The 24,318-nt window shown below is 72.1% G+C and carries 17 protein-coding genes and 4 pseudogenes; 11 read left to right on the top strand and 10 right to left on the bottom strand.

Annotated elements, in window-relative coordinates:
- Positions 1–141: 141 nt before the first annotated feature.
- The 5 genes and pseudogenes from IPL61_31030 to IPL61_31010 all read right to left on the bottom strand — a co-directional run bounded on the left by IPL61_31030 (position 142) and on the right by IPL61_31010 (position 6,583).
- Positions 142–1,887 carry an RHS repeat-associated core domain-containing protein gene (locus IPL61_31030; protein ID MBK9035641.1) on the bottom strand — a complete coding sequence of 582 codons (1,746 nt, stop codon included), beginning with the start codon at positions 1,885–1,887 and terminating at the stop codon, positions 142–144.
- Positions 1,888–2,595: 708 nt separating this feature from the next.
- A complete protein-coding gene (locus tag IPL61_31025) occupies positions 2,596–3,762 on the bottom strand; it encodes a hypothetical protein (GenBank protein MBK9035640.1) in 1,167 nt (388 codons plus the stop codon).
- A 170-nt stretch (positions 3,763–3,932) separates the two neighbouring features.
- On the bottom strand, positions 3,933–5,147 hold the full coding sequence (locus IPL61_31020) for an RHS repeat-associated core domain-containing protein (protein ID MBK9035639.1): 1,215 nt from the start codon (positions 5,145–5,147) through the stop codon (positions 3,933–3,935).
- Positions 5,139–5,291: pseudogene (locus IPL61_31015) on the bottom strand (RHS repeat protein). The gene IPL61_31020 and the pseudogene IPL61_31015 overlap by 9 nt, the downstream one beginning before the upstream one ends.
- A gap of 440 nt (positions 5,292–5,731) precedes the next feature.
- Entirely contained in the window at positions 5,732–6,583 is an 852-nt protein-coding gene (locus tag IPL61_31010; GenBank protein ID MBK9035638.1) for a hypothetical protein, read from the bottom strand.
- Positions 6,584–6,976: 393 nt separating this feature from the next.
- Between IPL61_31010 and IPL61_31005 the strand changes: the two genes are divergently transcribed.
- Positions 6,977–7,189, top strand: coding sequence for a hypothetical protein (locus IPL61_31005; GenBank protein ID MBK9035637.1), 213 nt, complete (start codon positions 6,977–6,979; stop codon positions 7,187–7,189).
- 550 nt (positions 7,190–7,739) lie between these two features.
- On the opposite strand, the gene IPL61_31000 is transcribed toward IPL61_31005, so the two are convergent.
- The 4 genes from IPL61_31000 to IPL61_30985 form a co-directional block, all read right to left on the bottom strand.
- On the bottom strand, positions 7,740–8,816 hold the full coding sequence (locus tag IPL61_31000; GenBank protein MBK9035636.1) for a hypothetical protein: 1,077 nt from the start codon (positions 8,814–8,816) through the stop codon (positions 7,740–7,742).
- The gene (locus tag IPL61_30995) at positions 8,771–10,759 is read right to left on the bottom strand and encodes a hypothetical protein (protein MBK9035635.1); all 1,989 of its coding nucleotides are present in this window, start codon (positions 10,757–10,759) and stop codon (positions 8,771–8,773) included. The genes IPL61_31000 and IPL61_30995 overlap by 46 nt, the downstream gene beginning before the upstream one ends.
- Before the next feature lie 667 nt (positions 10,760–11,426).
- Positions 11,427–11,654, bottom strand: a complete 228-nt coding sequence (locus IPL61_30990) for a histone H1 (protein ID MBK9035634.1) — start codon at positions 11,652–11,654, stop codon at positions 11,427–11,429.
- Between the two features lie 154 nt (positions 11,655–11,808).
- Positions 11,809–12,999, bottom strand: coding sequence for a serine protease (locus IPL61_30985; protein MBK9035633.1), 1,191 nt, complete (start codon positions 12,997–12,999; stop codon positions 11,809–11,811).
- Positions 13,000–13,225: 226 nt separating this feature from the next.
- Here IPL61_30985 and IPL61_30980 point away from each other — a divergent pair, with 226 nt between their 5' ends.
- On the top strand, positions 13,226–13,795 hold the full coding sequence (locus IPL61_30980; protein MBK9035632.1) for a DUF924 domain-containing protein: 570 nt from the start codon (positions 13,226–13,228) through the stop codon (positions 13,793–13,795).
- Between the two features lie 168 nt (positions 13,796–13,963).
- On the opposite strand, the gene IPL61_30975 is transcribed toward IPL61_30980, so the two are convergent.
- Positions 13,964–14,896, bottom strand: coding sequence for a hypothetical protein (locus IPL61_30975; GenBank protein MBK9035631.1), 933 nt, complete (start codon positions 14,894–14,896; stop codon positions 13,964–13,966).
- 161 nt (positions 14,897–15,057) lie between these two features.
- Here IPL61_30975 and IPL61_30970 point away from each other — a divergent pair.
- The 9 genes and pseudogenes from IPL61_30970 (at position 15,058) to IPL61_30930 (ending at position 24,312) form a co-directional block, all read left to right on the top strand.
- Positions 15,058–15,588, top strand: a pseudogene (locus IPL61_30970) (DNA translocase FtsK 4TM domain-containing protein).
- Positions 15,589–16,155: 567 nt separating this feature from the next.
- A pseudogene (locus IPL61_30965) lies at positions 16,156–17,766 on the top strand (DUF87 domain-containing protein).
- Between the two features lie 53 nt (positions 17,767–17,819).
- Positions 17,820–18,431, top strand: coding sequence for a hypothetical protein (locus IPL61_30960; GenBank protein MBK9035630.1), 612 nt, complete (start codon positions 17,820–17,822; stop codon positions 18,429–18,431).
- 103 nt (positions 18,432–18,534) lie between these two features.
- A complete protein-coding gene (locus IPL61_30955) occupies positions 18,535–18,771 on the top strand; it encodes a hypothetical protein (GenBank protein ID MBK9035629.1) in 237 nt (78 codons plus the stop codon).
- A 106-nt stretch (positions 18,772–18,877) separates the two neighbouring features.
- Positions 18,878–19,906 (top strand): hypothetical protein, encoded by a 1,029-nt coding sequence (locus tag IPL61_30950; GenBank protein ID MBK9035628.1) that lies wholly within the window; start codon positions 18,878–18,880, stop codon positions 19,904–19,906.
- On the top strand, positions 19,897–21,435 hold the full coding sequence (locus IPL61_30945; protein MBK9035627.1) for a hypothetical protein: 1,539 nt from the start codon (positions 19,897–19,899) through the stop codon (positions 21,433–21,435). Before IPL61_30950 ends, IPL61_30945 begins: the two co-directional genes overlap by 10 nt.
- A 37-nt stretch (positions 21,436–21,472) precedes the next feature.
- Positions 21,473–22,336: a transcriptional regulator gene (locus tag IPL61_30940; protein ID MBK9035626.1), complete on the top strand. Its 864-nt coding sequence runs from the start codon at positions 21,473–21,475 to the stop codon at positions 22,334–22,336.
- Between the two features lie 202 nt (positions 22,337–22,538).
- A pseudogene (locus tag IPL61_30935) lies at positions 22,539–22,712 on the top strand (hypothetical protein).
- A gap of 139 nt (positions 22,713–22,851) precedes the next feature.
- Positions 22,852–24,312, top strand: coding sequence for a protein kinase (locus tag IPL61_30930; protein MBK9035625.1), 1,461 nt, complete (start codon positions 22,852–22,854; stop codon positions 24,310–24,312).
- Positions 24,313–24,318 lie beyond the last annotated feature (6 nt).

Genomic DNA, 24,318 nt, shown 5'->3' with positions numbered 1-24,318 from the left:
TCCCTCACCCAGCGCGGACCGCAGCGCGAGGTTCCTGCCTCGCGCGAGGACCGCATCGCGCGGCCGCGGCGGCCGGCGCGAACGATCACGTCGCGGCCGCGCGACGCCACCACCCACCCTCGACGTTTCCCCTTCGGGCATTCACACAACAATCGAGACTTGACCCCAAGTAACCGCTTTGCCATCAGCGCTTGTTGTACTAGTAAACCCCTGTGACTTGAGATTCGCTTCGAATTCGCTTCGAGAGACGTCGGTGCTGACGTTGGTATACCTGGCATCTTTTGCCGTGGTATTCTTGTACATCGTTGCGGCTCCCGTGGCAAGTTGTGCCATGAGCTTGATCGGGTTGCCTGGACCGCAGTCTGGTGGCGGCGTCGGCGTCGGCGTCGCGGTCGTGACGTCGGGCTGAGTCTTGCTCGTCGGCGCGTCGCCACCCGGTGGCTTCGGGACCGAAAGGTGCGGTGCCAGCGGGATAGTCCCACCGCCGCCTCGCAGACCAGCTAGCGCCTGCCCAACCTGGTGCCCGACGTAGGTAGCGGCGACTACGCCGACGACCGCGCCTACCACTGCGCCTGGTGGCCCCCCGATGGCGGCCCCAGCTTCCGCCCCGAGTACTGCTGCCTGCGCCGGCTGCCGCCCATCCGGATCCACGTACCGCACCGGATTCCCCAGCACGAAGCCGTACAGCCCCGCCTTCCGCGGCTCGGTCCACGCGGCGTCCGGCACGAACCGGTACATCGGGTCGGCCTGGGTCCAGCCGAGCGCGAGGCCGTCGTAGTAGCGGACGCCGTAGTAGCTCAGGCCGGTCAGGTCGTCCTTGAACTTGTCGTTGAAGCGCCGGCGCTGGCCGGCGATCGTGGCTGACGTCGCGCCGGTGGTCTGGACCACGTCGCCGTACGGGGCGTAGACGAAGCCCGCCTGCACGGCACCGTTCGGGCGCACCGACAGGAGCGTGTTGCTCGACAGCCCGTGGTACTGGAGCTCGAGCGACGCGGCGTTGTTGGCCCAGGCCGCGCTGCCTGCGGTCCAGCCGCCGGCCGGCGATACCACCTTCGCCACCGGCGTGCCCAGCGCCAGGTAGGCGTAGGCCTGCGTCACCGCGCCCGCCGCCGACAGCTCGACCTCGGTGTCGCCGAGGAACGCGCGCAGCTTGGTCACCGTGCCCGCGGCGTCCCGGGTCACCACGCCGACCCGCTGGCCCGCGTGGTCGTAGAAGTACTCCTCGCTGCCGGTGACCGTGGTCGTGCCCGGGCTGAACTTGGTCGCCCGCCGCAGCTGGTCGTCGCCGTCGTAGACGAACCGGTCGGTCGGCGTGCTGCCGAGGTTGCCCGCGTGGACCTCGGTCTGGTTGCCCGCCGTTTCGTAGACGTAGCTGCGCAGGTTGGTCCCGCCGCCCGCCGGCACCAGCGCCGCCGGCGCCTCCGGATCGACCGAGCCGGCGTACGAGTAGGTCACGTTGCGCGCGACCACCTGCCCGCCCGACTGCGGCGTGCCCCCGACCGTCGCGCTCCGGAGCTTGCCGCTGCCGCTCGGCTGCGACCCGCCCGGCGGCACCACCCCGTACCCGAACGTCGCGCTGTACTTGCCCCCGGCCTCGGTGACCGTCGTCAGCTCGTGCAGCGCGTCGTACCCGAACGTGAAGTCGTACGCCGCCGCGCCCATCCAGTGCCGCAGCCGCGCCGGGTCGTCCGAGCCGAAGTAGTCGAGCTGCTGCTTCGCGAGCGACGTGCCCGAGCTCGTCGTGATGCCCTGCAGCGTCACGCGCGTCAGCGCGTCGTAGCTGAACGCGCTGGTGAGCGTCTTCCAGCCCGTCGTCCCGGCGAGGTTCAGCAGCGGCGCCTGGCGCTGCGTCACCAGCCCTGCGACGTTGCGCGTCTGGGTCGCCACCGTCCGCGCGGTCCCGCCCGGCGGTCCCGCCCGACGCGGGCGTCCGGGTCAGTGATGCGCCCGGCCGGCACGACGTCAATGGCCTCGTCCGGCGATGTCCGGTTTGCGGACACCTGCCCGAGCCCCGGACGCAGCCGGACAGTCGCTCGCTTTCGCGTCGCGGGCTTGGCGCTGGCAGGCCGCTTGCTCTGGCCTGGCGCGATGTCGTTGCCACGCCCCGTCCGGCCCGGTCGGTTCCTGCTGATCAACCGCCGCTGCGTGCAACGTCAGTTCCTGCTGCGGCCGGACGCCGAGACCAACCGGACGTACCGCTACTGCCTTGCGGTCGCGGCCGCGCGCTTCGGCATGGAGATCATCTTGCCGTCGGTGATGTCCAACCACCTTTTATGCGGAGCAGCACAAGCGCGTGCATCTCGGACGCGCCGTCGCGGCGTGGCCAAACGCCGGCGATCGCGGCCTACCACCACGCCCGCCGCCCCGCCGCACGCGCCGCCAGCCACAGCCGGCGGCCCCCGCCGCGGTCGCGTCCGCTGAACTACCCCCGGTCCGGTAGCTCCGCCGCACGCGCCGCCGGCCACCGCCGCGGTCGCGTCCGCTGAACTACCCCCGGTCCGGTAGCTCACACCCCCGGTCCGGTAGGAGCGGTAGCCCCCCGCCGAACTACCTACCGGTCCGGTAGCTCTCGGTCCGCTAGCTCCGGTAGCGGCCTTATCGCCGGAATGCGCCGTGTTCGCGGTACAGTTCCTCGAAGACGAGACGTAGCGCCGGCGGCAGATCTTGCGGCGCTGCCGTCTCGTCGCGCTGATCGCCCGCAGTTCGGACCTTCATTCTCGCCGCTCTTCCGCTAGTGGCCTGCGTTGCCCGTTGCGGGTGCGCTGCAGCGAGCCGAAGCAACAGCGCGATGTTTGCCACGCGGTCTATCGGCATCCGACGTCGCTCGCGTTCGGTGCCGTCACGCCACAAGGAGACCTGCCCTTCATCATCCACTGCAATAGTCTCGAGTGCGCTACCTCGAAACGAGAAAGTCAGCTCGACCGAGAATTGGCCGAGCGCGGCTCGCTCATCATCGCGCCGTGCTCGAAGCGCTTGGCCGAGCACGACCTGGACATCGCGCACCTCTTGGGGGAGTGCGTCGTCCAGCACGGCTTCTACATCGATGCCAGGCGCATGGAGGCTGAGACGATAGCACCAGCCACGCGGCTCCGTTGCCGCACTGCGAATCGCAGTGATCGCCGGCGCGCCGAGCAGGGCACCCAGCTGCGCAGTCGCGTCGGCCGAAACCTGCCAGGTGCCGAGATGCACCTCGCCGTCATCATGACGGATCAGACCATTTGAGTCGATCGTCACTCGCCGTCGCAGCCCCGAAGTATCATCTGAGAACCACGTATCCAGAGTCATCGCCCATGGTCGGCCGAGCTCACGGTCAACTGGCTGGCTACCCGGTCGACGAATGGTCGCATATCCGCCGCTGTGATGGTATAGCCAAATCGTCGTTCTATCGCTGTCTACCGCTATCACGTCGAGTCCGCAGAACAGCCGTTCACGAAACTGGCGGCCATGCTCCGCTGCGAAGGCCTCGAGGTCTTGGGGCAACACCGAGAACGCCCCCAACCCCTTGGCTATCCCGGCTTGAGTGACGAAGTAGATCTGGCCGTGGAACGGAGCCGTCCGTAGGCCGGCAGCCGCCATGAGCTCTGTGTCATTCATCAGTTCGGCGCCGACCAACATCGCGAGGTGAGTGCCGGGTAGGCATGCAAGGATCCCATCAGGTGAGAGGTCTGCCGGGCGAGCCCCGGCAATCTCTTGGCAAGCCACGAAGACATCTTCGAAAGGGACCGTCTGGAAATCGAGGCTAGTCATCGAGATTCCTTTCATCAATCCAGAACTGCGACGAGGGCCTATAGTTTTCCCAGTCTCGAATGAAGTACTTTTGGTCTACGTACCATGTGCCGTCCGGCTGCAACGTACGAATCGTTACATGGGGCCCTTCGTTGGTGTCGAGATGACCTGCTGGCTCCCACTCTATCAGAGTACTGCCGTCAGCGCTAATGAACCAGCTGGGCTTTGCTCAATGAAGTTTGCAAGCGAACCGCCTGCGTGATGCTCCGCCGCCGCCAGGAGCTGGGCCTGGTCCTTGACCAACATGCGCACCCGTGGCTGTCCGTCGGAGATGGTGACGTCTCGACTTGTGGCACTGGGCCACACGCCTCCGGGGCCCCCCGGCCCCGGGGGCGGTCCCGCGCCGAGCGAGTCGAGTTGCTGTTGTGCGCTGCTGCGTGGAAACAGGTAGAACGGCGTCCGCTCCTCTCGCTGGCCATCCTCAAGTCGCGGCAGGAAACACCCAGGGTTCGCGCTGCAACTGACGTAGCTGTAGATGTCGTACGCGATCGCGACTCTGCTGACCCACTCGGCCGGATGAGCGCGGTTAAAATCGGCGGTCTGCCGCGACGCCGCCAAGACGCTATCGCAGGGCGCACCGAAGCACCCCCACCCCAGTCGCTCGGCGGCGCCCATCTCGACGCTCTTTGCAGGTTCACGCCCTGCCACATGCAGCTGGCTCGCGCCGTACGACGCGCCCGCCGGCATGCTGCTTCCGCCGCTGCCGCCGCCGCCGTGCAGCAGCGAATAGAGCATCCCAGCCCCGCGGCGCCGGCGTTGAAGCTGACGATGGCCCCGGCACACGATCCGTCAGCGCACTCCCCGCTCAGCCCGGTCGGGTCGGCGTGGTTCACCGGGTCGTTGAACGAGAACGCGTACGGGTTCGCGGTCGTCGACCGCGCCAGGATCGCGATCGGGTCGCGCTGGAGGAAGCGGCCGATCGCGGGGTCGTAGGCCCGCGGCCCGAGCAGGACGACGCCCACCTCGGGCAGGTTGTCGCCGCCGTTCCAAAGATCATCCGTGTAGGTAAGCCCGGCGGCGCCGCTGTCGCTCGTCAGGTTGCCGAAGGCCGCGTAGGTCGTGGCCTGGATGACCGTGCCGTCCGCCTGGGTGAAGAAGCGGTTGGCGCGGCCGTCGCCGTGGCGGTAGATGGTCTCGGTCGCGCCGGGCGCGCCGGCAGCGGTCAAGGTCGTGCGCAGGCTGACGAACGTCCCTAGCGGCCCCGGCACCTGCCGCTCGATCTGCACCACGCCGTCGGTCCGGGTCCGGCGCTCGATCAGGCCGCCGAAGTTCCAGATCGTGCGCGGGTTCGTGCCGCTGACCGTAGTCTTCATCCGGCCGGCCGGGCCGTAGGCCAGCTTGACCACGTTGCCGCCGCGCACGATCGTCGTGATGCGCTGGCTCGCGTCGTAGGTGAACGTCCGGCTCTGGCCCGTCGACGTGTCGCTGGCGACGTTGCCAGCGCCGTCGTAGGTGAACTGGCACGCGGTGCCGGGCCCCTTTTTCGGCAGCGCGAACCGACACAGGCGATCGGGATCGCTCGCGGTCGGCGTGTAGCTCCGGGTTGCCCGACCCCGTCGTCGACATGCGCGTCAGCAGGTTGCCGAGCCCGTCGTAGGCAAAGGCCTCGATGCCCGGTTGGACCCCGCCGGTCTGCGCGCGCGCGCTCACCCGGCCGAGCCCGTCGTAGTCCGTCACGAACAGGCTCCCCCCGGTCGGCGTCGAGTGGTACTCGGTGGTCACGCGCCCGATCGCGTCGCGGACCCGCTGCTCGAACATGTAGGCGCCGCTCGCCGTCATGATCGTCGCGGAGAGCGGCTCGTGACGACCGAACGCGTCGTACGTGTAGAACTCGCTGACACCGTTGCCGAACGTCACGGCGTGGTACTGCCCCAGTGGCAGAATCGAGGTGGCCTGGAAGACCGCTGCGCCACCCAGCTTGATCTGGGTCGTGCGCCACGCGCTGTCATAGTCGTAGCGAAGCGTGTCGTTGGTCTCGGGCGTCTTGAGCGTCAATGTCACGGGCACGCCGCCCGCCGTCAGCTCGACAGTCTGGGACGTCGTCCCGGCGACGCCCGCGTACTTGTAGACCGACGACGTCTGGCGCCCGAGCGGATCGTAGCCATAGTAGACGCTGCCGGCCGTCGGGTTCTCGACCCACGACAGGCGGCCCCGGAGGCCGGCCGCGCCAGCCGCCGGTTGGTCGGCCGTGCCCGGAGTGCTCGTCGTAGTGGAAGATGTCGCGGGCCTCGAGGACGTCCGGTCCACCCGATGGGGTCGAGACCAGGTCGAGCTGCGTGACCCGCCCGAAGCCGTCGTAGCGGTTCCAGCCGCGCGGCGCTTGGTACCGTCCATCCACCAGCTCGAGCGCGCTCCCGTCCTCGTCGTAGCTGAGCTCCTTGGCCGACATGCCCGGCTCCTGCATCCGCAGGACCCGGCCGAGCGAGTCGTACTGAGTCGTCCAGCTGACGAGCCCGGTCGTCGTGCTCGGGGTCGGGTACCGGCGGTTCGCGACGACGCGCCCGAGGCGGTCCCAGTCCTGCTCGACCTTGTCGAGCACGACCGACCCAGCATCACGACGCAGGCGCTGGAGCTCGCGGCCGAGCGCCGTCAGGACGCGTTGATCGCGCTGGCCGTACCGGGCCGACGCCGGATCGTGCCTGTCAGGCCCAGACGACGTGACGATCGCGTTGCCCGCCGAGTAGCTGATCGACGACTCAGCGACATAGACCTTCCCCGCCACCGAGGTCTGGGTCGCGGTAGCGTTGTAGCCGGTCGCCCCGACCGACCGGACCGCCCGTCCGCGCCGGTCGAACACCGCCGTCGTGCCGTAGGGGATGGACCGGCATGGTCGCGGGATCGAACGGATTCTGGCTCGACTCGAACGGGGCCGCCTCGAAGACGACCCGCCCGGAGCTCATCGCGCTCGACCAGGCCCGAGACCACGGTCGCGCCGCCGTAGCTGTCGCCGAGCCCGACCTGGGTGAACCGCGGCCGGCCCAGCGCGTCGAGCACGGTGACCGCGCGTTGCCGCCGAGGCTCGTTGGCCTCGGCTCCGGTGAGCGTGGTCCCGGGGAACGACTCGGCGATGACGCGACGGTGCCCCGGCGTGTCGTCGTATTGAACCTGGCACAGCGTCCAGTGCGTTCCGCCGGCCCCCGCGACGGTGCGGGTCGGTCGGCCCAGCGCGTCGAACTCAACCTGGGTCGAGATGCCGGACTGGTCCTCCGAGGTGGCGCCCAGCGATGGCCACGTCGAGACGGCGGTGGTGCGAACGAACCTGGCAGCGACGTCCGATGACGACACCGTCGTGGTCGTGACGGTCGCGCCGAACGGGTCGTACTCGAAGGTGGTCGTCCGGGTCGCCGCCGTGCCCAGGCTGCGGGTCGAGGTGACCGTCGACAGCTCGCCGAGCGCGTCGTAGGTGAACGCAGCGTCCTGGTGCGTGTCCAGGTAGCCGGCGTCGCTGAAGCGATCCACCAGGCGCGCCGAGACGCGGCCGCGCCCGACCGGAACCGAATGGCAGTCCGTCGTACAGCAAGCGCGTCCTGCTGAGGACGTGCTCCGCGCCCTCTCTGACGCCACAGTCCGTGGACGTCACCGACGTGACGACCGATGGAAACGGCGTGCCATTGGCGTACGCGAGGTGGACGCAGACGTCGTCGTCTGTCCGGCGCAGATCGCCGTCCTGGCGGGTCGAGGTCGGGCGTCCCCAGGCATCGACGGCGAGCACCGTCGCCCCGGCGTAGACGTTGTCGGCGCTCGGCAGCGGCGCCCCTCCCAGGTCTTACTCGACGCCTGGTAGACGACCCCATTGGCCGTGCACGTCTCGGGCGACAAGAAGGCCGCGCCGTCGAAGTAGTCGCCGCAGTCCCAGCGAAGGGCCGGCACGCCAGCGCCCTCGAACGACGCCGGCCGGGCCTGGACGCCGTAGGTGAGCTCCGTCGATGCGAACGGCGTGACCGAGCCAGGCGTCAGGTACAGGTCGAGGTCCTCGGGGTCGAAGTCTCCTCGGCGTGCGACACGACGCGCAAGCGACTCGCGGTCGCCACGGTCGTGAAATCGGAACCCGCCGGCGCGGTCGGGTCGAAGTCGGACGCCGTCAGGACGCCGCTGACGACCGGTTCGCCGGCCTTGACGATCGACCGCCCGGCCAGCACCAGGTGGCGCCGGTACCCAGGGAACACCCAGCGGGCGGACTTGCCGTCGTACACGTAGCTCGCACCGCCGTAGCGGTAGTACGTCGTGGCGTCATCTTGGGCCGAGCCGTCGACGACGCGCGTCCGGACCGAGCTGACCACGATCTCTGGGAACGGCACGGCGTGGGCCGTGACACGGTCGATCTTAGCGTTGGCGTAGCCGATGGTGGTCACCGCGCCCTGCGCATTCGTGATCATGCGCAGGCGGCCTACCGCCAGCAGATCGTCGCCCGCGCCGGGGACCATCGACTCCATGGTCAACAGCTGGTCCTGGACGCGGAGGATGTCGGGCAGGCCGTCGCCATCGAGGTCCGTCAAGGCCGCAACAACCTCTGCGCTCTCGTCGCAGCGACCGACTGACTCCGAGATCGGCACGCCCAGGCCGGTATCGGCGGTCAGCCAGCGACGCAGCCCGTGGCCCGTAGCGGAGTTGATCCAGGTACCATCGGGGCCCAGGTCGTCAACAACCCCGTCGCCGTTCACGTCGATGTATCCGACGCTCTGCTTGTCAGAGAACTCCGCCCCCGGCGAATCAAGGCACTTGTCGACACGATCATTTATATAGCGGTCACCGCCAAATGAGATGTCGCGGTACTCAGTCGAACGCAGGCGGCCCGAGGCGGTCCGATCAGCAAGCCGGACAGTCTGCCAGGACGAGGTCCTCCACGCGGCGAGCGCCGCCAGATATGGCCCGTCGATGCCGTTCACCCAAACCGCCTGGTCCGTGTCCGCGCCGCCGAACCAACGCTCGAGATGAAACAAGCCCGCGAGCGTCGGCATTGTCCACCGTGTTGGCATCGCTGGCGTCATGTCGAACTCGACGAATGCGCCCAGGCGGTTGTAGAACACCATAGGATGCGATCCGCTCGTGGTGCTCGAGCACGGCAGAAACGACAGCCGTTCGGAATGGGGGTGGCGACCCGCTGGTAGAAGTAGCCCAGCGAATACTGCTGCGTCCATGGATGAGCGGCGTCACGGGGCATATCCGGAGCATCGCGACCATCACACACGCCAACCACCCTGTCCTCGGACACGAGATCCGGATAGCCGTCCTGGTTCATGTCCTTCACCGACCATTCGGTCCAGGTGTCGCTACCGAAGGTCATCTTGTAGTCCTGGTACTGTGGGCACTCGACCTCAGGACCACTGCAATTTCCCGGAATGCCCAGGTCGACGTCGCCCTGCGACTGCCCCGGCTCACAGCGACGGTCTCGGCACTTATAGGACACGACTCTCGGCCAGCTGCGCGTTCGCCCCAGGGGCGTGTTCTTCCAGCGCGCCCAGTGGTGCCATGGGTCAGCGGGGAAGAGCCGACCTCGGAGAGAGTCGAGGATGTTGTCCAGACCAACGGTGTACTGGTAGGCGCGGAACATGAAGACCGAGACCTGGGTGGCACGCCAGTGCACGCCGCCTTGGCCATCGTCCTCGTTGATCCAGACGCGCCATTGACTCTCACTCTGCCCGCCTCGCGCGTCGATCACGTCGAGGCGACCGTCTCCGTTCCAGTCCATGAACTGGGTCCAGGTCTCGGTCACGATGCCCATCTCGTGGGCGTCGCCCTGGTGGTTCGCGGGCTCCAGAAAGCGGAATGTTGTCGTCTCTGACAGCTCGGCAGGCTCGTCCCAAGTCACCTCTGGGCCATCGAGACGAGCGCCGTCTCGGGTCACCAGGCCTCTTGCCATGTGCCAGCGGTCGCCGTCTTTCCACAGCTCGTCCGGCACGCCGTCGCCCGTGAAGTCACGGATCATGTGGCGTGCGAGCGTCGTCTCGAGCCTGGCGCTGTCCCACCGGTCAGATGGATTCTGCAGGGGCTCAACCTTGGTCTCGTTGGCCGATAGGTCATCAGCGTACGTCGCCGGAAGGTTGGCCGATCGGGGGACCTTGACCGGCTCTCCGAAGTGAATCTTCTCGTCCGGTCTGGCGAGCGAGCCGTAGTCGTACGTCGCCACGGGCTCGGAGCCGACCCCGTCCTCGCCATGGAAGACAACTACGCTCAAGCGGGGCTTGTCGGTGTCGAGGTCAGGCGCGTACTTGAGCTCGTAGCTTCGGATGACCTTCGGCAGCGACTTCCGGTCGAGGTTGTTTCGCGCCTTGACCGCGATCGATGTGACGATCGTCGACCGGTCAGTCGGCAGCATGTCGTCGGCAGAGCGGTCGAAGACCGCCGCGGTCTCGCCCGGCCGCCTGTCGCAGACCGTCCCCACGGCCCCGTCGGCTCGCCACCAGCCGTCGTAGGCGAGGTCGACCTCGTAGAGCGGGGTCTTCTCGTCGTTGTAGGCGTATGAGATCTTGGTGACGTGGAGGTCGGGCCGGCAGAGCCCGAGCCCCTCCCCCGTGTCGTAGTCGACGTGGACGTGGTCGGTGCCGACCAGGTCATTGATGTCGGTGAGGAGCCAGAGCGTGCCTTCCGCTCCGTGGGCCTGGAAGACGTACTCGAGGTTCCCCAAGGTCTTCAGGCGCCATTCGGCGCCCACCTTCGTGAGTTCTTGATACTCCGACGCAACTACCGGGACGTAGCGAGTGCCAGCGCTATTGGCGGGGACCATGCGCTGGGGTGCTCCGTCGAGCGCCAGCATGAGGCGTGGTGGAGTCGTGCCGTCGTCCGCGCTCGCCATCGGTCGGTTGCGCTCGGGGTGCTGCCAGGCGACGTAGCTCACCGGCACGTCCCAGCCTGCGCCCGCGGCGCCGGCCCGCGTCAGCCCCGTGTAGACGACCGCCAGCGGGATCGGAAGCGGTCCGCGGGCCGGTGGCAGGTCGAGCGGGACGCGCGTGGCGAAGCCGCCGGTCGGCGACACCGACGGCCCCAGTCCAGCGCCTTCCCCGACAGTTGCATGGTGTGACCCGGGCGCGAGCTGCGCCTGGCTGAGCACTGGCGAGGCGAGTGTGACCACCACCGCGGCGGCGAGACACGCCCGCAGTCGTCGTGGTGTGGCGGCGACTCGACTGGCGGACGCCTTCGGAACCTGTCGTTCGAACATTGAGACACCTCTGGTTGTGGGCGGCCTATCGGCCGCCACGTCCAGGAGTTGCGTCTCCGCGTGAGAATTCTCGATGCTCGACGTGACCCCGCGAGATCGCAGGTCGGCGCCGCTGGAGCCCGAGTGGGCGCGGGAGCCGGGCGCGGGCGCGGGCGCGGGCGCGGCGCGGGAGCGGAGCCGGAACCGGAACCGGAACCGGAACCGGGCCGGCACCAGGGCCGAAACCGGAACCAGCGTCGGAACCGGAGCCTGGGCGGCGCGCCGGCCGCGGAGGCAGCGGCCAGCACAGCGGCGATCAACGCCTGGCGGCCATCGCCATCGCGCGCCGCGCCGCAAGGCGCGCCGCGACGCACCCAGGCGCCACAACGGCGGCGCCGCTGGGCCGACCGGCGGCCCAGGCTAAGAGAGGCTTGCCGCGAGCGCTCGAGCTACCGCGACCGCGGGGCGGTCACAGGCTGGGAGCAGCGCGCGGGCAGGGCGAGGCTCAGGCCTTGCCGTCGTTCTTGAGCGCCTGCACCTCGGTGCGGACCTGCTGGGCGAAGTTCTTCAGGTCCTGCATGGCGCCGCGGACGCGGGTGCCGGCGGCCTTGTTGCCGTCGTTGTAGAACTTGATGAAGTCCGCCTCCATGGCCGCGACGAGGGCCTTGAGCTCGCCGTAGCGGGCCGAGCCGGGGGTCTTGGGGGCAGCGGTCTCGGTCTGGTCGGTTTCCATGGGTCGCACCCTGCCTCAGACCGCGGGCGTCGGCAAGCCCCCCAGCGCAGGAGCGGCGGCCGAGATCACCGCCACCGGAACGCCCCCGGGCACGGAGTTGCGGCCGAGATCACCGCCACCGGCAAGTCCCCGGCACGGCAGCCGCGACCGAGCTTCACCGCCGCCGGCGGCGCAGACCGAACGCCACGAGGGCGAGCCCGACCAGCGACGTCGCCGCGCCGCCGCCGCCGCCGGTGCTGCAGCAGCCGCCGCTGTCGTCGGACGGCCAGCACACCCCGCCGCCGCCGCCGGCGGCCTCGCGGCAGCTGAAGCCCGAGGGGCACGCGTCGTCGGCGCCGGCGGTGCACGCGAGCACGCACAGCGACTGATCGCCGGACGCCGCGCACACGCCCGACTGGCAGTCGGTGCCGTCGGCGCACTCGCTGCCGACGCCGCCGGGCGCGAACGGCGCGACGATGCACGCCTCCTGGAAGCACTCGTGGCCGTCGGGGCAGGGGTGATCGGCGTCGCAGCCGCAGTCGGGATCGGCCGGCAGCGCGCCCTGGCCGCACGCGGCGGCGCAGGCGCCGTCGGCGGCGCACTGCAGCGCCGGCACGTGCTCGTACAGGAACGCGGTCTCGGCGGCGATGCGGGTGTCGGCGCCGAGCTGCGCGCACTGCTGATCGGCGAACGACGCGATGCCGACCTGCGCCAGCTGGCCCTCGATCATCGCGAACGACGGGCCGCCCGAGTCGCCCTCGCACTTGCCGCGGCCGTTGGTCTGCGACCAGCAGATCAGCGACGCGTCGGACAGCCCGACGAACGAGCACGACACCGAGGTCTGATCGACCAGGCGCAGGACGCCGGCGGTCGACGGGTTGGTGCGGCTGGTGGCGCCGAAGCCGACGAGCTGCAGCTCGGTGCCGAGCGGGACCTTGGCGGCGTCGAGGATGATCGGCACCGCGGCGCGGTCGGTCACCGGCGTCGCCAGGCGGATGAGCCCGATGTCGTGGGTGCCGAGCGCGTTCACGTTGAACAGCGGGTGCTTGATGATCTCGGTGGCGCGCACGACGATGCCGGCCGAGGTGAAGATGTTGACGGTGTCGAAGTGGACCCGGAGGCTGGCGGTGATCTGCGCCTGGCTCTGACCGAGGACCGCCGGGTCGATGCAGTGGGCCGCGGTCAGCACCCAGTCCTGGTTGAGCAGCGTGCCGGTGCACAGGCCGCCGCCGAGCTCGAGCGCGACGGTGGTCGGGAACTGTCCGACGGTGGCGGTGGTCCCGCCGACGATCGGCGCCTGGAGCGGGCCGGCGACGGCGGGCGCGGCGAGGAGGCTTCCGGCCAGGACCAGTCCGAGAGTACGCATGGCCGCAGCTTTCGCCAGCCGGGCCCGATCCGGATGCCTGCGCGGCTAACCAGCGATGGCACCCGTGCGGCCCCCCCGCCTCGCGCGGCGGCGTGGCGCACGCGGGGACCCCATCGACGAGGGCGCGCGCGTGGCGGCCCGCCCGCCTCGTGCGGCGGCGTGGCGCGCGCGGGGACCCCGTCGACGAGGGCGCGCGCGTGGCGGCCGCCCGTGGCAGCATCGGGCCATGGCGATCGACGAGCTGTGGACGACCTGGTTCGGCGAGCTCGACGACGCCGGCGCGGCGGCCCCCGCGGTGGTGGCGCGGTGGTGGCGCAAGGACCCGGCGTTCGACGCCGCGCTGACCGCCCAGTTCGCGCCGCTGCACCGCGCGGTCGTCGACGGCGCCCACGAGGCCTGGCGCGCGACGGCGCGCGGCGCGGTGGCGTACGTCGTCGTGCTCGATCAGCTGAGCCGGCACATGTTCCGCGGCACGCCGGCGATGTACGCCAGCGACGCGCAGGCCCTGGCCGCCGCCAAGGACGCGGTGGCGCGCGGGTTCGACCGCGCCGTGCCGGCGGCGGCGCGCGACTTCCTGTACCTGCCGTACATGCACAGCGAGGCGTTGACCGACCAGGACGCGTGCGTGGCGCTGTTCGCCGACGTCGCCGGCGCAGCCGAGGCGGTCGACTTCGCCGAGCGTCACCGGGTGATCATCCGGCGCTTCGGCCGCTTCCCGCACCGCAACCAGATCCTGGGCCGAGCCTCGACCGCCGAGGAGCAGGCGTTCCTGCTCGAGCCCGGCTCGTCGTTCTAGACGCGCAGCGCCGGATCTACGCGCGGGGAGGCGCGCGTCGCGCGGCGCGCGTCGCGGAGGTCTCGCAGGCGAGGCTCGTCGGGCTTGCCGCCCGAAGGCGCCGCCCCTGTCCGGCGGGCCTCGGAGGCCCTGCACCTGCCTGGCCCGGCGACGCCCCGCCCCGACCGCTCAGCGCGTGATCCGGACCTCGCCAGCGCTGCGCACGTCGTCGACCGCGGCCTTGACGACGGCCGAGCAGCGCTGCGCGGTGCAGCCCGAGACCGAGAAGCTCGAGCCCTTCACGCCCGGCACGCTGCCGCGCATGCCGTTGGTGACGCCGTCGGCGGTGCCGGCGGCGATCGTGATGCGCGAGCCCGACGGATCGGGATCGACGTTGGTGATCGACGCCGCCAGCGGCGGCAGCTTGCACGGCGGCTGGCCGGAGCCGCCACACGGCGGCGGCGGCGGCGGCGGCTTCGAGCACGACGGCTTGCCGGGCACGCCACAGCGGGGCTTGCAGCGCGGCTTGCCCTTCACGCCGCAGGTCGGCTCGGGCGCCTTGCTGGGGGTGTCGTCGACCGGCGGCACCGCGGCCAGCTCGTCCGGGAAGGGCACCTGCGCCGGGAAGTCGGACTTCCGCGGGCGCTGGCCCCGCGTGAACTTCAGCTTGAGATCGAAGTCGGCCGTGTCGAGGCGGCCCTGCAGGTAGACGTGGATGAGGTAGGTGCCCTCGTCGAGGTCCTCGAGCTTGCGCTGCTTCTTCTGCTCGTTGACGTCGTCGGCGTCGGCGTCGGCGCGGACCAGCACCTTGTTGTTGGGGTCGAACACCTCGAACGCGACGTCCATGTCGGCGTCCCCGCCGGGCACGGCCTCGAAGTCGAGGTCGAGCGTGCCCGAGCCCGGCAGCGCCAGCGAGTACCACTTGGCGCGCTTGTACTCGGCGTAGTCGAGCTCGCCGGAGACCTTGGCCTTGTTCTCGTCATCGAGCTCGATGGCCTTGGCCTTGGTCCACGGGGTCGGCTTCTTGCCCTTGTACCCGCTGTGCTGGGGCACCTGCTTGCCCGCACAGCCCAGCCCGCCCAGGACCAAGGCCAGGACGACCAACGTTCCGACGTGTCGCATGCGCGGAACATAACACCAGGTCTGGGCCGGATCGACCTTGCGGGCTCCGCCGCGGTTCCCCGGTGGCGAAAAAATCCCCCGTGAACTCGGGACGATCGGGCGCCACCAGAAACTTGCCCTACCGGATCTTACATGTAGGATAAAGTCCTCCCCGAGGTACCATGGCCAACAAGCCACTGCCCAAGAAGTTCTCCGCTCCGACGCCCAACAAGCGCACCTCCGACGGCACCCGCGGCCGGGAGGTCGCAGGCATCCTGGCGCTCGGCGCCAGTCTGTTCGTGCTCCTGGCGATGCTCTCGCTCCAGGCGCACGCGCTGGTCATGGGCCCGTTCGGGCGCAGCGTCGCTGCGCTCGTCTACAAGATCGCCGGCCTGGGCAGCTATGCCCTCGTGATCATGGCGATCTCTGCCGCGGTGCGGTCGCTCATGGAGAAGCGCCCGCTGATCCCGTGGCAGCTCGCCGTCGGTGTCCCGCTGGGTGCGCTGGCGATCGCGGTCCTGCTGCAGCTCGCGGTGCCCACCTACCGCATCGCCGGCATCGGCCCGGGCGGCGGGCTGGGCGAGGACCTGGCCGAGGTGTCGCGCGCGCTCATCTCGACCGCGGGCACCGCGTTCCTGGCGCTGGTCGGGCTGTTCATCGCGGTGATCATCGCGACGCCGCTGCGGATGCGCCAGGTGCTGGGCTGGATCGGCATCGGCGCCCGCGCCACCGGGCGGTCGCTGGCCACCGGCGCCCGCGGCGGCGGCAAGTTCGTCGCCGAGGTCACCCGCGCGATCCTGCCCGAGCGCGACCGCGACGAGTACGAGGACGACCTCGTCGACGACGGCGACGATCCGCTGGCCGTCGCCGACGGCGAGCTGCCCGAGCCGATCATCGTCGATCGCACGGTGCCCAACGCCGCGTTCGCCGGCGACACCGAGCGCATGACCACGGCCGTGCCCGACGACGAGGCCGAGGTCGCGGGCAAGCGCAAGAAGAAGAAGCGCGAGCCGGCGACGACCGAGGTCGATCTGCCGCCGATGGCCGACGTGGTGTCGCTGCCCGAGGTCGCGGCCAAGAAGAAGAAGCCCAAGATCGAGATCGTCGACGACGTCGAGACCAGCGAGCTGGCGCTGATCGCCGAGCCGCCGACGCGCGCGGCCCGGGGCAGCGCGGCCCCGCTCGGCGGCGCGTCCCTGGCGGTGGCGACGGCGCCGACCGCCGACGGCCCGGCGTCGCTGATCGTCGAGCCGCGGTTCAAGCACGCCGACAAGGCCGAGATGGCGGCCAAGGAGAAGGCCGCCGAGAGCGAGCGCGGCTTCGTCAAGCTCGGCGACGGCGCCTACCAGCTGCCGGCGATCGGCCTGCTCAACTACGACGCCGCCGGCCAGAACCAGCTCGACAAGACCTACATGCTCGAGCTGTCGGCGCGCCTGACCAAGACCCTCGAGAACTACGGGGTCAAGGGCGAGGTGGTCGCGATCCGGCCCGGCCCGGTCGTGACGATGTACGAGTTCGCGCCGGCGCCGGGCATCCGCGTCGCCAAGATCGCGAACCTGTCCGACGACCTCGCGATGGCGCTCGAGGCGCTGCGCGTGCGCATCGTCGCGCCGATCCCCGGCAAGGCCGCGGTCGGCATCGAGGTGCCCAACAAGACCCGCGAGAAGGTGTTCATGAAGGAGATCGTCGCCGACGAGATCTTCCGGCGCACCAGGCCAAGCTGCCGATGGCGATCGGCAAGGACATCGAGGGCGCGCCCGCCGTCGTCGACCTGGCGCGCATGCCGCACCTGCTCGTCGCCGGCACCACCGGCTCGGGCAAGTCGGTCGCGGTCAACGCGATGATCTCGAGCCTGCTGTACTCGTCTCGCCCGAGGACGTCCGCTTCATCATGGTCGACCCCAAGATGCTGGAGCTCTCGATCTACGAGGGCATCCCGCACCTGCTCTTGCCGGTCGTGACCGATCCCAAGAAGGCCAACCTGGCGCTGCGCTGGGCGGTCGACGAGATGGAGCGCCGCTACGACCTGCTGGCGCACGCCGGCGTCCGCGACATCAGCGGCTACAACGACAAGATCGGCAAGGCCCGCGCCAAGTGGGAGGCCGAGCAGCTCCGGCGCGCGGCCGACGCCGCCGAGGCCGCGATCGGCGCGGCGGTCGACGTCGACGACGATCAGATCGAGCACGTCGAGATCACCGGCGAGCACGCGCCGATGAGCGAGCCGGCCGTGCGCCTGCCGTACATCGTCGTGGTCATCGACGAGTTCGCCGACCTGATGATGTGCGCGCCCAGGAGGTCGAGACCTCGGTCGCCCGCATCGCGCAGAAGGCGCGCGCCGCCGGCATCCACCTGATCCTCGCGACGCAGCGGCCGTCGGTCGACGTGATCACCGGCCTGATCAAGGCCAACTTCCCGTCGCGGATCGCGTTCCACGTCACGTCGAAGATCGACTCGCGCACGATCCTCGATCAGGGCGGCGCCGAGGCGCTCTTGGGCGCCGGCGACATGCTGTTCTCGGATCGCGGCGCCGCGCCGGCCCGCTTCCACGGCTGCTACGTCGACGAGGAGGAGATCCACCGCGTCGTCGGGTTCCTCAAGACCCAGGGCCGCCCGGTCTACAACCTCGACATCCTCAAGCCGCGCGACGAGGACGCCGAGGGCGACGGCGGCGCGGCCGCGGGCGGCGGCGGCAGCAAGGTCGACGACGAGATGTACGACAAGGCGGTCAACGTCGTGTGCTCGACCCGCAACGCGTCGATCTCGTGGGTGCAGCGCCAGCTGCGCATCGGCTACAACCGCGCCGCGCGGCTGGTCGAGGAGATGGAGAAGCAGGGCGTCGTCAGCTCGCCGGACCACAGCAACAAGCGCGAGGTGCTGGTGGCGGCGGCGTAACGCGCCGCGCGCGCGAGGTCGCGCGCGCGCGGATAGCGACGAGCCCGGTCGATATGGTGCGCGCGGGCGGTGGGGCGGCGGTGATGGCGCGGCGGTGGGGCGCGGCGGTGATGGCGCGGCGCGGCGTGGCGCGGCTGGGCGGCGACGAACGGGCGGCGCGGCTGGGCAGCGACGAACGGGCGGCGCGGCTGGGCAGCGACGAACGGGCGGCGCGGCTGGGCGGCGACGAACGGGCGGCGCGGCGACGATATTCCCGAGCGCGATCGACCCAAGGTTGGCGCCCGCGGGGTCGTCGAACCGGCGACATGAAGGCAACGATGTACGTGGTGAGTCTCTCGGTCCTCGTCGCTGTCGCGGGGTGCAAGAGCAAGCAGCAAGACAGCAGCAGCACGGGTGGCGGCGGCAGTCGCGCCGATGCGGGGATGGCGGCGGGATCGGGCTCGGCATCCGGAGCGGGATCGGGATCGGCATCCGGATCGGGATCGGCATCCGGATCGGGATCGGGCTCGGCATCCGGATCGGGATCGGGATCGGGCTCGGCATCCGGATCGGGCTCGGCATCCGGATCGGATCGGATCGACCCGGATCCGGGATCGGATCGGGACCCGGATCGACGGATCAGGACCCGGATCGGGATCGGATCGGGACCCGATCGGACCGGATGATCCGGCGGGCGTCGGAGCCAACGGCGGCGGCGGCGCGGGATCGGGCTGGCAGGTCCTCGTCGAGGGCGCGACGTGCGCCAAGGGCACCGACCGCGTCACCGACGTGCCGATCAAGCTCGACGGGGCGAAGCTGAGCTTCGTGCGCTCGCGCGGCGGCGGCTGTCCGACGCGGCCGGTCTACACGGTCGTCTACGGCAAGGCCAGCCCGATGCCGGTCACGGTCTGCTTCGACCCCGAGGCCGACCTGTGCGAGATGATGATGGTCGACCAGAAGGTCGAGCTCGACCTGACCGCCGCGCTCGCGGCCGCCGGCGCGACCACCGCCGTGCTCGCGAAGTAGCGCGCGCGCGGCCGGCGACGGGCCATGTCGATTTCATGCGACGGTCGCGGGGCGAGCGGTCTCGGAGGGTATGGAACCGAACCGACCCTGCCCTGGCCCGCGCTGGTTGCGCCTGGCCGCCCTCGCCCTCGCCGCGACCACCGTCACCGGCTGCCTGTTCTTGCGGGCGCGCCGGCCGATCACCACGGACTACCAGTCCGCCAGCGGGGTCGGCGACGCGCCGCCGGTCGCCGCCGACGACGTCATGGTGGTCGCGCGCGCCGAGCAGCTCCCCGACGGGCTGCGCTGGGATCCGGCGGCCGGCGACCGGCCGGGCCAGCGCCTGGTGATCGATCCGGGCTTCCCGACCGCCGACGATCCGCACCGGCTGCTCGGCGCGGTCGCGGCCAAGGAGGGCGACGCCCGCGGCCGGGACGCGCTGCTGGCGGCGGCCCGCGCCGAGGCCGGGCGCCACGGCGCCAACCTGATCTACCTGCTCGACGACCGCCACGACGTCGTCACCGCGCTGGCGGTGCGGGTGTCGGCGGCGACCTCGACCGAGCGGTTCCCGGCGGCGGCCGAGCTCCTGAAGCACCGCCCGACCGCGCTGGCGGACTACCGGCCGAGCGGCGCGCCGATCGCGATCGATCTCGCGGCCGGGGCGCCGTTCACCGTGGCGGCGAAGCGCGGACAGTGCTTCGCGCTGCAGCTCGCGCTCGAGGACGACGCCCGGCTGAGCCCGGCGCTGTCGACGCTGAGCGTAACCCGCACCGACGCGCGCAAGGTCGGCGCGGTCAACAGCCTGGCGCCGCGCCTCGACCGCCGCCAGCGCACGGTCGCCGGACCGGCGGGGTGCCAGCTCGTCGATGGACCGGTCGAGCTCGCGGTCGGGCCCGGGCGCGCGCTCGGCAGCGGCCGCGCGCTGGTGCAGGTGTTCGTGCGGACGATCGACGCCGCCGAGGTCGCGCGCCGCGCCGCCGAGGAGGAGGCCGGGTTCGCCGAGGCCGCCGCGCGCGAGCGCGAGCGCGCCCACGCCGACTGCGCGCAGTGCTTCCCGCTGCTGGTGCGGTGCGGCACGCCCGACCAGCCGTCGTCGTGCCGCGAGTACACGAGCTGCCTGGCGCGCCGCTACGTGAAGGTGGACCAGTGTCGGTGATCGCGCGCGCCGCGCTGGCGCTGGTGCCGCTGACCGCGTGCGTGCTGGTCGCCGACGACGCCGTCGACGCGCCGCCGGCCGATCCGCTCGCCGGGTACCGCGCCCTCGCGGCCGAGCTGGCGGCGCAGCGGACCGAGATCGCCCCGGCCGGCGCGTACACGCTCCTGCCCGCGGCCGATCGCCTGTACTGGATCGATCACCAGGGCGTCGCGAGCCTGCACGCGCGCGTCGACACCACCGGCGCGCGCCTCGACTACGCGATCGATCTCGGCGATCCCGACGGGGTCGCCGTGCTGGTGTCGTCGGCGCTGATCGTCACGTCGGTGCCGCGCGGCGACGAGATGGTCGTCCGGGCGTGGCGGGCCGACGCACCCGCGGCCGCGGTCGGCGAGCTGGTGGTGCCGGCGCCCGCCGACGAGCGCCGCACCTGGCCGATCGCGCTCGACGGCGACGCGGTCTGGCTCGCGCGCGACCTCGGCGCCGGGCCGGTGCTGTCCCGGTGGCGCCCGACCGCGGCCGCGCCCGGGCCGGTCGAGGTGCTGGCGCTGGCCGACACCCAGCCGACGCTGGCGCGGGTCGACGCGGTCGGCGTCGCGCTCGGCCTCGCGGTCGTGGTCGAGGCCGGCCGGGTCTGGCGGGTCGAGCTGGCGACCGGCGCCGCGACCTGGGTGCGGGCCACGACCGAGGCGGTGGGCGCGATCTCGATCGATCCCAGCGGGCTCCTGGTCGAGACCGCCGCGGCGCTCCTGTGGCTGCCGGCGCGCGCGACGACGCCGGTCGACGTCGGCGCGATCATCGCGCGCCACGCCCCGGTCGTGCCGTTCTTCACGACCGGGCACCACCTCGACGGCGCCGCGGCGCTGCGCAAAGGGGCAGGTCGTGTACCTCGGGCAGGTCGGCGTGTTCCGCCTCGACCTCGCCACCGACGCGCTCGCGCCGCTGGCGCTGGCGCCGGCCGACCCGGGGCTGCGGATCGACTTCCGCCAGCCGACCTGGCTCGACACCGGCGCGATCCACGTGCTCGGGCTGACGAGCACCTCGGGCGCGACCGGCGCGACCGGGCCGATCTACCGCATCGACGGCGGTGGGCCGTGACCTCCGCCGCGTGTGCGCTGGCGCTCGCGCTCGCGACCACGGGCTGCGTGCTGCTGCGGCCGACCGCGCCGACGCCGCCGACCGCGGCCGAGCGCCGGACCGCGTACCTGGCGGCGCATCCGGACCGGCCGGCCCAGATCCGCGCGGCGATCTCCGACGGCGACGTGGTCGCCGGCATGACCGAGGCCGACGTGCGCGCGTCGCTCGGACCGGCCCAGCGGACGGCGATCTCGACCGACTCGCGCTACCAGCTCGAGCTCGGCTACCGCACGCCGCGGCGCTCGACCGTGCATCACTTCGAGGGCGGCCAGGCCTGGGACGACGAGGTCGAGACCGGCGCCACGGTGTGCGTCGTGTTCCTGGTCGCCGACCTGGTCGCCGACGCGCGCTGCACGATCGAGTGGTACCCGCGCCCGGTGCCGGTGCGGCCATGACCGCACGCGGGCGCGCCGGGTCGGCTACGCTCGGCCGGTGTCGTCCCTGTCCGCGCTGGTCGTCGCCGCCGCCGAGGGGCGCGCGCTGGCGTTGCCCGCCGACGCCGACCGCGTCCTGGCCGAGCACCTCGCGGCCGGCCGGGCCCGGGTGCCCGACGCGGCGCTGGACGACGCCGGCTACTGCGCCCACGTCGCGGCGCGCCTGCCCGACGACGATCCCGCGGCGCTGGCGCGGCTGCGCGGCGCCGATCTGTTCCTGGCCGCGGCGCTCGCGCACGGCGACCCGGCCGCGCTCGCGGTGTTCGAGCGCGAGATCGTGCCGGACGTGATGCGGGGCCTGGCGCGGGCGCGGCTCGACGCGGCCGACGCGCTGCAGGCGCTGCGCGTCCACCTGTTCGTGGGCGCGCGGCCGCGCATCGCCGACTACGGCGGCCACGGCGATCTGCGCGCGTGGGTGCGCATCAGCGCCGCGCGCATGGCGGTGCGCGCCGCCGGCCGCACCCGGCGCGAGCTGCCGCTCGACGCGGCGGTGATCGATCACTGGGCCGACCCGGCGCCGGACCCGGCCCGCGCGCAGCTCCAGGGCGATCTGCGAGCGCAGCTCGAGCGCGCCGTGGCCGCGGCGCTGGCGACGCTCGACAGCCGCGCCCGCAACCTGCTGCGCCACACCGTCCTCGACGGGGTCACGCTCGACGAGCTGGCCGGGCTGTACCGGGTCCACCGCGCCACCGCGGCGCGCTGGCTGGCCGACGCGCGCGATCGCATCGCCCGGCAGACCCGGCGCGAGCTGGTCGCGGCCCTGCGCCTGCGCCCGACCGAGCTCGACAGCGCGCTGCGCGCGATCGACAGCCAGCTCGAGCTGAGCCTGACCCGCCTCCTGCGCGAGACCCCGCCGCCGTGACCAGCGCCGCGTGCCCCAGCGACGACGACCTGCTGCGGTTCGCCGACGGCGCGCTCGACGACGCCCGGCGCGCGCCCTCGAGGACCACGTCGATCACTGCGGCCCATGCCGGATCGCGCTGTCGACGCTGGCGCCCGAGCGGGTCGTGGCCGACGAGCACCTCGGCCGCTACCGCGTCGACGGCGTGCTCGGGCGCGGCGGCATGGGCGTGGTGCTGCGCGGCCACGATCCCGAGCTCGATCGCGCGGTCGCGCTCAAGCTGGTGCGCGCGCGCGGCGACGACGCCGAGCTGCGGGCCCGGCTGCGGCGCGAGGCCCGGGCGCTGGCCCGCCTCAACCACCCCAACGTGTGCCAGATCTGCGACGTCGGCGACGACGGCGACGAGCCTACCTGGCGATGGAGCTGGTCGACGGCGTCACGCGCTGCGCGCACCTCGCGACCGGGCCGGCGCGGCGCAGCCCCGCGCGATCCTCGTCGACGCGGGCCGGGGCCTGGCCGCCGCCCACGCGGCCGGCGTGATCCACCGCGACGTGAAGCCCGAGAACCTGCTGATCGCGCGCGACGGCCGCGTGGTCGTGAGCGACTTCGGCCTGGCCGGCGCGATCGCGCCCGACGATGACGACAGCGCCGGCGACGTGCCGGCGACGACCCGCGCGCTCGGGACGCTGGGCTACGCCGCACCCGAGCAGCTGCTGGGGCGCGCGGTCGACGCGCGCGCCGATCAGTTCGGGCTGTGCGCGACCGCGTGGGAGGTGCTGACCGGGCAGGCGCCGTTCGCCGCCGACACCGTCGGCGCGCAGATCCTGGCGATCGGCCGCGGCCCGGCCGGGCGCGGCCCCGCGGATCGCGCGGTCGCGGCGGCGCTGCGGCGCGGCCTCGCGGCCGAGCCCGCCGATCGGTTCCCGTCGATGACCGCGCTGGTGGCGGCCCTGGCGCCGCGGCGCGGCCGGACCCGCGCGATCGCCCTGGGCGCCGCGACCGCGGTGGCGATGGCGGTCGTGGTGGCGGTGCGGCCGTGCCGCGCGCGGGTGGCGCCGCCGCCGACCGAGATCGCGCGCGGAGACGTCGTGGTCGCGCTCGACGCCGGCGCCGCGGCGCCGCCCGTGGCGCCCGACGCGCCGGGAGAACCGGTGGAGCCGGCGGCCGCGGTCGACGCGGGCCCGGCGACCAACCCGCGCGTCCAGCGCGCAACGGCCTCGACACCCTCGCCACCCTCGACGTCCTCGCCACCCTCGCCACCCTCGCCCGCGACGCCACCCCCGGTGTCCGCGCGCCGCGCGCCGCGCTCGACCACCGCGCTCGACGCCGCGGTCGCGACCTGGTGCCGCCTGCCGATCGATCCGCGCCAGCCCGACCCGGCGCTCGCCGCGTGGCACCGGGCCGACTGGGGGCCGGTCGTGCGGTCCGAGCGCGCGACGATCACCGACGGCTTCACCGGCCTGCCGCGGGACGTCGACCTGATCGAGGTGCGCGGCGTGGCCGGCACCCACCGCGTCATGCGCACCGCCGAGACCCCCCTGGCCGTCGGCGCGCTGGCGATCGTGTGCGACAACAGCGCGGTGCCGCCCGACGAGGTCGCGCAGCTGCCGACGAGCTGGCGCGGCGCGCTGCGTATGCCGTCGCTGGTCGCGGCGATCGCGCGACCGCCGCGGATCACCGCCAAGGCCACGCTGGCGCCCGTGCACGTCAACGCCGCCGATCTGGACGCGGCCGCGGCCGCGGGTCGGTGGCTGTGGCCGAGCGGGGTCGTCGTCGTCGCCCGGGTCGTCGTCGGCGCCGACCTCGGCGCCGGCCGGTTCGCGATCGGCGACGCCGCGACCGGCTGGATCATCGAGGTGCCGCGCGGGACCCCGGGCGCGGCGGCGATCGCCGCGGGCGCCGCCGCCTGGATCGTGGTCGCCGACCCGCGCTTCGACGCGGGCCGGATGACCGTCACCGCCCGCGATGCCGAGCCGCGCTACGTCGCGGCGCCGTGACGGCGA

The sequence above is a fragment of the Myxococcales bacterium genome (assembly GCA_016717005.1).
In the GTDB taxonomy this organism is placed as follows: domain Bacteria; phylum Myxococcota_A; class Polyangia; order Haliangiales; family Haliangiaceae; genus UBA2376.
The sequence above is the reverse complement of the archived record's forward strand: the minus strand, read 5'-3'. Positions and strand labels throughout refer to the sequence as shown.

What these genes read in the sequence shown, in the direction of transcription:
- IPL61_31025 (MBK9035640.1), bottom strand. Translation starts at nt 3,762, where the DNA reads ATGAAAGGAATCTCGATGACTAGCCTCGATTTCCAGACGGTCCCTTTC.
- IPL61_31005 (MBK9035637.1), top strand. Translation starts at nt 6,977, where the DNA reads ATGCCGGACTGGTCCTCCGAGGTGGCGCCCAGCGATGGCCACGTCGAG.
- IPL61_31000 (MBK9035636.1), bottom strand. Translation starts at nt 8,816, where the DNA reads ATGGTGTTCTACAACCGCCTGGGCGCATTCGTCGAGTTCGACATGACG.
- IPL61_30990 (MBK9035634.1), bottom strand. Translation starts at nt 11,654, where the DNA reads ATGGAAACCGACCAGACCGAGACCGCTGCCCCCAAGACCCCCGGCTCG.
- IPL61_30985 (MBK9035633.1), bottom strand. Translation starts at nt 12,999, where the DNA reads ATGCGTACTCTCGGACTGGTCCTGGCCGGAAGCCTCCTCGCCGCGCCC.
- IPL61_30980 (MBK9035632.1), top strand. Translation starts at nt 13,226, where the DNA reads ATGGCGATCGACGAGCTGTGGACGACCTGGTTCGGCGAGCTCGACGAC.
- IPL61_30975 (MBK9035631.1), bottom strand. Translation starts at nt 14,896, where the DNA reads ATGCGACACGTCGGAACGTTGGTCGTCCTGGCCTTGGTCCTGGGCGGG.
- IPL61_30960 (MBK9035630.1), top strand. Translation starts at nt 17,820, where the DNA reads ATGGTGCGCGCGGGCGGTGGGGCGGCGGTGATGGCGCGGCGGTGGGGC.